The sequence below is a fragment of the Rhodococcus sp. BS-15 genome (assembly GCF_000813105.1).
Classification (GTDB): domain Bacteria; phylum Actinomycetota; class Actinomycetes; order Mycobacteriales; family Mycobacteriaceae; genus Rhodococcoides.
In genome coordinates this window covers 1-5994 of the sequence record NZ_BAOX01000288.1, presented here as the reverse complement: position 1 = coordinate 5994, position 5994 = coordinate 1, and the positions used below count along the sequence as shown (strand labels likewise).

Annotated in this window: 6 protein-coding genes; 1 reads left to right on the top strand and 5 read right to left on the bottom strand. The window is 65.4% G+C overall.

All coding sequences use genetic code 11. The features are described 5' to 3' along the window. The coding region (locus tag RHBS_RS22885) for a TOBE domain-containing protein (RefSeq protein ID WP_187298602.1) at positions 1-633 on the top strand (633 nt) is incomplete at its 5' end. Between the two features lie 10 nt (positions 634-643). Here RHBS_RS22885 and RHBS_RS22880 read toward each other — a convergent pair. The 5 genes from RHBS_RS22880 to infB all read right to left on the bottom strand — a co-directional run. Next, complete coding sequence (locus RHBS_RS22880; RefSeq protein WP_128646491.1) at positions 644-1972, bottom strand: MATE family efflux transporter; 1329 nt, start codon at positions 1970-1972, stop codon at positions 644-646. Beyond that, positions 1969-2967, bottom strand: coding sequence for a bifunctional oligoribonuclease/PAP phosphatase NrnA (locus RHBS_RS22875; RefSeq protein ID WP_128646490.1), 999 nt, complete (start codon positions 2965-2967; stop codon positions 1969-1971). The genes RHBS_RS22880 and RHBS_RS22875 overlap by 4 nt, the downstream gene beginning before the upstream one ends. 1 nt (position 2968) lies before the next feature. Continuing rightward, the gene (gene rbfA, locus RHBS_RS22870) at positions 2969-3523 is read right to left on the bottom strand and encodes a 30S ribosome-binding factor RbfA (protein WP_128646489.1); all 555 of its coding nucleotides are present in this window, start codon (positions 3521-3523) and stop codon (positions 2969-2971) included. A gap of 81 nt (positions 3524-3604) precedes the next feature. Beyond that, positions 3605-3895: a DUF503 domain-containing protein gene (locus tag RHBS_RS22865; protein ID WP_068050194.1), complete on the bottom strand. Its 291-nt coding sequence runs from the start codon at positions 3893-3895 to the stop codon at positions 3605-3607. A 154-nt stretch (positions 3896-4049) separates the two neighbouring features. Then, a partial coding sequence (gene infB, locus RHBS_RS22860) for a translation initiation factor IF-2 (RefSeq protein WP_128646488.1) occupies positions 4050-5994 on the bottom strand: 1945 nt, incomplete at its 5' end.

Here is a 5994-nt window from a genome sequence, read left to right as displayed (position 1 = left end):
CTGCTGCTGCTCGACGAACCACTCGCGGCATTGGACGTCGAAACGGCACCGGCCATCCGACGAGTGCTGCGCACGGTACTACGCGAGAGCGCCCGCACGGCACTGATCGTCACCCACGATCTGCTCGACGTCGTCGCGCTCGCCGATTCCGTCGCGGTCGTCGACGGTGGGCGCGTCGTCGAGCGAGGATCGGTCACCGAGGTACTGACCGCCCCTCGCAGCGAATTCGGTGCCCGCATCGCCGGGGTGAACCTGATCTCGGGACGGGCTGTCGATGCCGACGACTCGACGTCCCTGATCACAACATGGGGAGGGACGGTCCACGGCTCCGGGCGGCACGCCACCGGAACTCCACTGGTAGCGGTGTTCTCCCCCGCCGCCGTGTCGGTACACCCGACTGCACCGCACGCCAGCCCCCGAAACGTGTTCGAGGTGGTGATCGAGGAGATGGAGGTGCAGGGCTCCGGGATTCGTGTTCGGTCACGTCCGCAACCCGACGGGTCTCCCGGCATGGCCGCCGACATCACCCCTGCTGCGGTATCGGATCTCGGCCTCGAGCCCGGGCGCAGCGTGTTCTTCGTCGTCAAGAGCCGTGAGGTGGCACTACACCCGGCATTGCCGTCGCAGCCCTGACCGAGACCACTCAGTGGCGTAGTTGGCGGTCGCTGCCGATCACCAGCCACTTACCGGACAGCACCCGGCCCGCGACCGCGAGCATCCGCAGTCCGACGAAAACGCCGAGCCCTGTCCAGATCCCGACCAACCCCCAGTCGAACACCAGGGCCGACCAGATGAACGGCAGAAAGCCCACGACGGCGCACGCCATGGTCGCATTCCGCAGAAAAGCAGCGTCACCACTGCCGAGCAGCACTCCGTCCAACGCGAACACCACCCCGGCAATGGGAATGATCGCGACGAAGATCCACCAGATCGCATGCATCTCGTCGATGACCGACGCGTCGGTGGTGAACAACTCCGGGACGAAGGAGCGCCCGACAGCGAACACGCCGGCGAGGACGACCGCGAACACCGTCGACCATGCCGTCAATCGCCACGCCAGTGCGCGCGCGTCTTCGGTCCTGCTTGCACCAAGGGCGGCACCCACCAGAGTCTGAGCGGCGATTGCCAACGAATCGAGCATCAACGACACCAGGTTCCACATGTGCAGAACCACCTGATTGGCGGCGACAGAGGCCGCTCCGAACCTCGACGCGACCGCAGCGGCAGACAGAAAGCAGGCCTGGAACGCCAGACTGCGCACGATCAGGTCGCGCCCCAGCACCAGTTGCGCGCGCATCACCGACCAGCGCGGGCGCAATTCGGTGCTCGCCCGCACCACCGCGACGACGAACAGCGCACCGGCGACGCCCTGCCCGATCACGTTGGCCACGGCCGATCCCACCAGCTCCAGACGCGGGAATCCGAGCAACCCATGAACGAGAAGTGGGCACAGAACTGCCGACACACCGAAGCCGAACACGACGAAACGCAGCGGGGTCACCGTGTTCTGGACTCCGCGCATCCATCCGTTTCCGGCCAGAGATACCAGGATGAACGGCACACCCAGCAAGGCCACCCGCAGCCACGCGAGCGCCTCCGCGGCGATGTCGCCACCGCCGGTGAGCACCGACACCACGGGCTCGGCCGCGAGCTGCATCACCGCGACGATGGCGATACCGATCGCGAAGGCCAGCCAGGTTGCCTGCACACCCTCGCCGACGGCATCGCGTTCGCGACCGGCACCGTGCATGCGAGCCGCTCGCGCGGTCGTGCCGTAGGACAGGAAGGTCAGTTGGGTGCTGACCTGGGCCAGCACGAGCCCGCCGATAGCCAGGCCTGCGAGGGCCAACGCACCGAGCCTGCCGATCACGGCGGCGTCGAACAACAGGTAGAGGGGTTCGGCGGCAAGGACGCCGAGGGAGGGCAGCGACAGGCCGAGAATCTTTCGAGCGGTGACCGGAGTGGAGCTCACGACGTCGAAAGAGCTCCGCGCAGCGCATCGATCACGTCGGGCAGGTCACCGGTCGCGGTGTAGCCGGCCGCGTTGCGGTGCCCGCCGCCGCCGAGTTCGCACGCCACCGCAGAGACGTCGACCTCGGTCTTCGAGCGCAGGGAGACCACCCAGACCGAGCCGAAGTCCTGTTGCTTGAGCACTGCGGCCACCTCGGCTTCGGAGGTGGTGCGCACGATGTCGATCACGCTCTCGATTTCCTCGGACCGCAGTCCGGCCGAATCCTCGCTTCGAATCACGGCATACACGAGCCCTCGTCCACCTGCTGCGTCGGGAATCAAGGATGCCGAACCGAGCACGGACCCGAGCATCGGAAGCCAGTCGAACGGGTGGGTGTCGAGTAGCTTGCGGGCGATGTGCGCGCCGTCGATCCCCGTGGCCAACAGTCTCTCGGCCAGCAGATGAGAACCCGGGCGAACCCAGCGGAACGAACCGGTGTCGGTGACCAAGCCCGCGAACAGCAGGTGAGCCAGATCCGCATCGATCTCGACGCCCCACTGATCGAGCAGTCGCGCGATCACGGCGGTGGTGGATTCGGCGGATGCATGCACCACGTTCAGCGTTCCGAACCGAGTGTTGCTGCGGTGGTGATCGATGACGAGGCTGGCCGACGCCGTATCGAGTCGGTCACCCAGCGAACCCAGCCGACCCCGACTTCCGGCGTCGACCGTGACCACCAGATCGACGGTCTCGGTGACCTGGTCGGCGTCGACCAGAAGGTGCCTACCGGGCAACTCGTCCATCGACTCGGGCAGGGACGCCGGTGCAGCGAACGCCACCTGGACGGTCGCGCCGCGACGTTCGAGAACGGAACCGAGTGCGAGCCCACTGCCGATCGTGTCGGCATCGGGCTGAACGTGACACAGCACGGTCACCGACGATGCACGTTCGAGCATCTCGATCGCCTGGGCCAGATCCTCGTCGGTCTCCGACACCGACCCCGAACCATCGGACATGTCAGTCGGCTTCGGCGGGCTCGACGTCTGCAGGAGTGGAGCCTGCGGAACGACCATCCAATCCAGGAGTGGAGCCTGCGGAATGACCATCTGTGTCTGCGACTTCGCGCGGAGCTTTGTACGGGTCCGGGTCCCCGGCGGGCTTGGCGTTCGCACGGGCGCGGGCCAGTTCCTCGTCGGCCACACGGGCGCGTTCGAGAAGATCTTCCATGTGGCGCGCGGTGTCGGGCACCGTGTCGGTCACGAACGTCAATGTCGGCGTGTACCGCACACCCGTTCCGGCTCCGACCTTCGAGCGCAGTACACCCTTGGCCTTCTCGAGTCCTGCAGCGGCCGCCTGCAGATCGGGCGGAGTATCGAGATCTTCACCCATCACGGTGTAGTACACCGTGGCGTCGTGCAGGTCGGCGGTCACCTTGGTGTCGGTGATGGTCACGAATGCCAGCCGTGGATCCTTGATCTCGTGATCGATCGCCGTTGCAACGATGGCGGCGATTCGCTTGGACAACTTACGAGCCTGGCCTGATCCACCACGACAATCACACTCCTCTTTCATGGCCGAACGTCGATTCTGTTGCGACGTACCGACGGTTGTGCACTTCACGTCTGCCGAGCAGTGCTCGGCAGACTTCCCGGATCAATCCTCGGGTCCGAAGATTCTCCGGCGTACTGCCAACAGTTCCAGATCGTGGCGTTCGGCGACATGCCGTTCGCACTCGTCCAGTTTGTCGTGCAGTAGGTCGACATCGGTACCGGCCGCGGCAACCCCCAGCAGGGATCGCCGAATACGTTCTCGCTCACCGGTTTCGGCAGCCGAGACTCCCAACCGTTGCAGATCACCGAGGACCGGTTCCACCATCGACCGTTTCTCGGCGAGCGAACGCACATCCCCCAACAACACGTCCAACTCCAGAGCACCCAGATACACGCTGACGTCCTTCGATCAGCTTCGACGACAAAGCCGGTGGCGGTACATCTGTCGTACCACCACCGGCTCGAAAGTCGGAGCGCAGTGTCACTCCCCTGGCTTCACCACCGAGCCGACGCGACCGGATGCGGAGCCGAACGGCTCCGCATCTGTTCTAGTCGCGCGGCTTTTCACGGAGTTCGTACGCCTCGATGACATCACCCACCTTGATGTCGGAGTACGTCACCGTCAAACCACACTCGTAGCCCTCACGGACCTCCGTCGCGTCGTCCTTCTCGCGGCGGAGCGAGGAGATCGTGACGGTTTCCGCGACAACGGCACTGTCTCGGATGAGTCGCGCCTTGGCGTTGCGACGGATCGTACCGGAGGTGACGAGGCAACCGGCGATGTTTCCGACCTTGGAGGAACGGAACAGCGCGCGGATCTCGGCCTGCCCGAGGGCAACCTCTTCGTACACCGGCTTGAGCATGCCCTTGAGGGCCTTCTCGATCTCGTCGATGGCCTGGTAGATCACCGAGTAGTACCGGATGTCGACGCCTTCGCGGTTGGCCAGCTCGGTGGCTTTGCCCTCCGCTCGAACGTTGAAGCCGATGATGATCGCGTTGGATGCCGACGCCAGGTTGACGTTGGTCTCCGTGACGCCACCGACACCGCGGTCGATGACGCGCAGTTCGACCTCGTCGTCGATCTGAATTCCGAGCAGCGCCTCTTCGAGAGCCTCGACGGTTCCCGAGTTGTCACCCTTGAGGATCAAGTTGAGCTGCGAAGTCTCCTTCAGAGCTGCGTCGAGATCGTCGAGGCTGATGCGCTTGCGGCTCTTGGCTGCCAGCGCATTGCGCTTGCGCGCATTTCGACGGTCGGCGATCTGACGTGCGATCCGATCCTCGTCGACGACCAACAGGTTGTCGCCTGCACCGGGCACCGACGTGAAGCCGATGACCTGCACGGGACGAGACGGCATCGCTTCGGTGACGTCGTCGCCGTGCTCGTCGACCATCCGACGAACGCGTCCGTACGCGTCACCGGCGACGATCGAGTCACCGACACGCAACGTTCCGCGAGCGATGAGCACGGTCGCGACCGGGCCACGACCACGGTCGAGGTGCGCCTCGATGGCGACACCCTGGGCGTCCATGTCCGGGTTGGCGCGCAGATCGAGCGACGCGTCGGCCGTCAGCAGCACCGCTTCGAGGAGGGCATCGATGTTGGTGCCCTGCTTGGCGGAGATGTCGACGAACATCGTCTCGCCGCCGTACTCCTCGGCGACCAGTCCGTATTCGGTCAGCTGCTGCCGGATCTTGTCCGGGTTCGCGCCTTCCTTGTCGATCTTGTTCACCGCGACCACGATCGGCACGTCGGCCGCCTGGGCGTGGTTGATGGCCTCCACCGTCTGCGGCATGACGCCGTCGTCGGCTGCGACAACCAGGATCGCGAGGTCGGTGGCCTTCGCACCACGGGCACGCATGGCCGTGAAGGCCTCGTGACCGGGGGTATCGATGAACGTCACGAGACGTTCGTTGCCTTCGAGCTCGGTCAGCACCTGGTACGCACCGATGTGCTGCGTGATTCCGCCTGCCTCGCCTTCGCGCACCGTGGTGTTGCGAATCGAGTCGAGCAGTCGCGTCTTACCGTGATCGACGTGGCCCATGACGGTGACCACCGGGGGACGCTGTTCCAGATCGTCCTCGCCGCCGGCATCCTCGCCGTAGGTGAGGTCGAACGAGTCGAGCAGTTCGCGGTCTTCGTCCTCGGGACTGACGACCTGAACGACGTAGTTCATCTCGCCGCCGAGAAGCTCCAGCGTCTCGTCGTTGACGGACTGCGTCGCGGTGACCATCTCGCCGAGGTTGAACAGGGCCTGCACGAGTGCGGCCGGGTTCGCGTCGATCTTGTCCGCGAAGTCCGACAGCGACGCACCGCGGGCGAGACGGATGGTCTCACCGTTGCCGCGGGGCAGCCTGACGCCGCCGACTGCGGGAGCCTGCATGCTCTCGTACTCGGCGCGTTTCGCCCGCTTCGACTTGCGTCCACGACGAACTGCTCCGCCGGGACGACCGAATGCACCTGCTGCTGCGCCGCGCTGACCGGGGCGTCCACCA

Bases quoted from the DNA above. Each gene is read 5' to 3' on its own strand.
- RHBS_RS22875 (WP_128646490.1), bottom strand. From the start codon at position 2,967: ATGTCCGATGGTTCGGGGTCGGTGTCGGAGACCGACGAGGATCTGGCC.
- rbfA (WP_128646489.1), bottom strand. From the start codon at position 3,523: ATGAAAGAGGAGTGTGATTGTCGTGGTGGATCAGGCCAGGCTCGTAAG.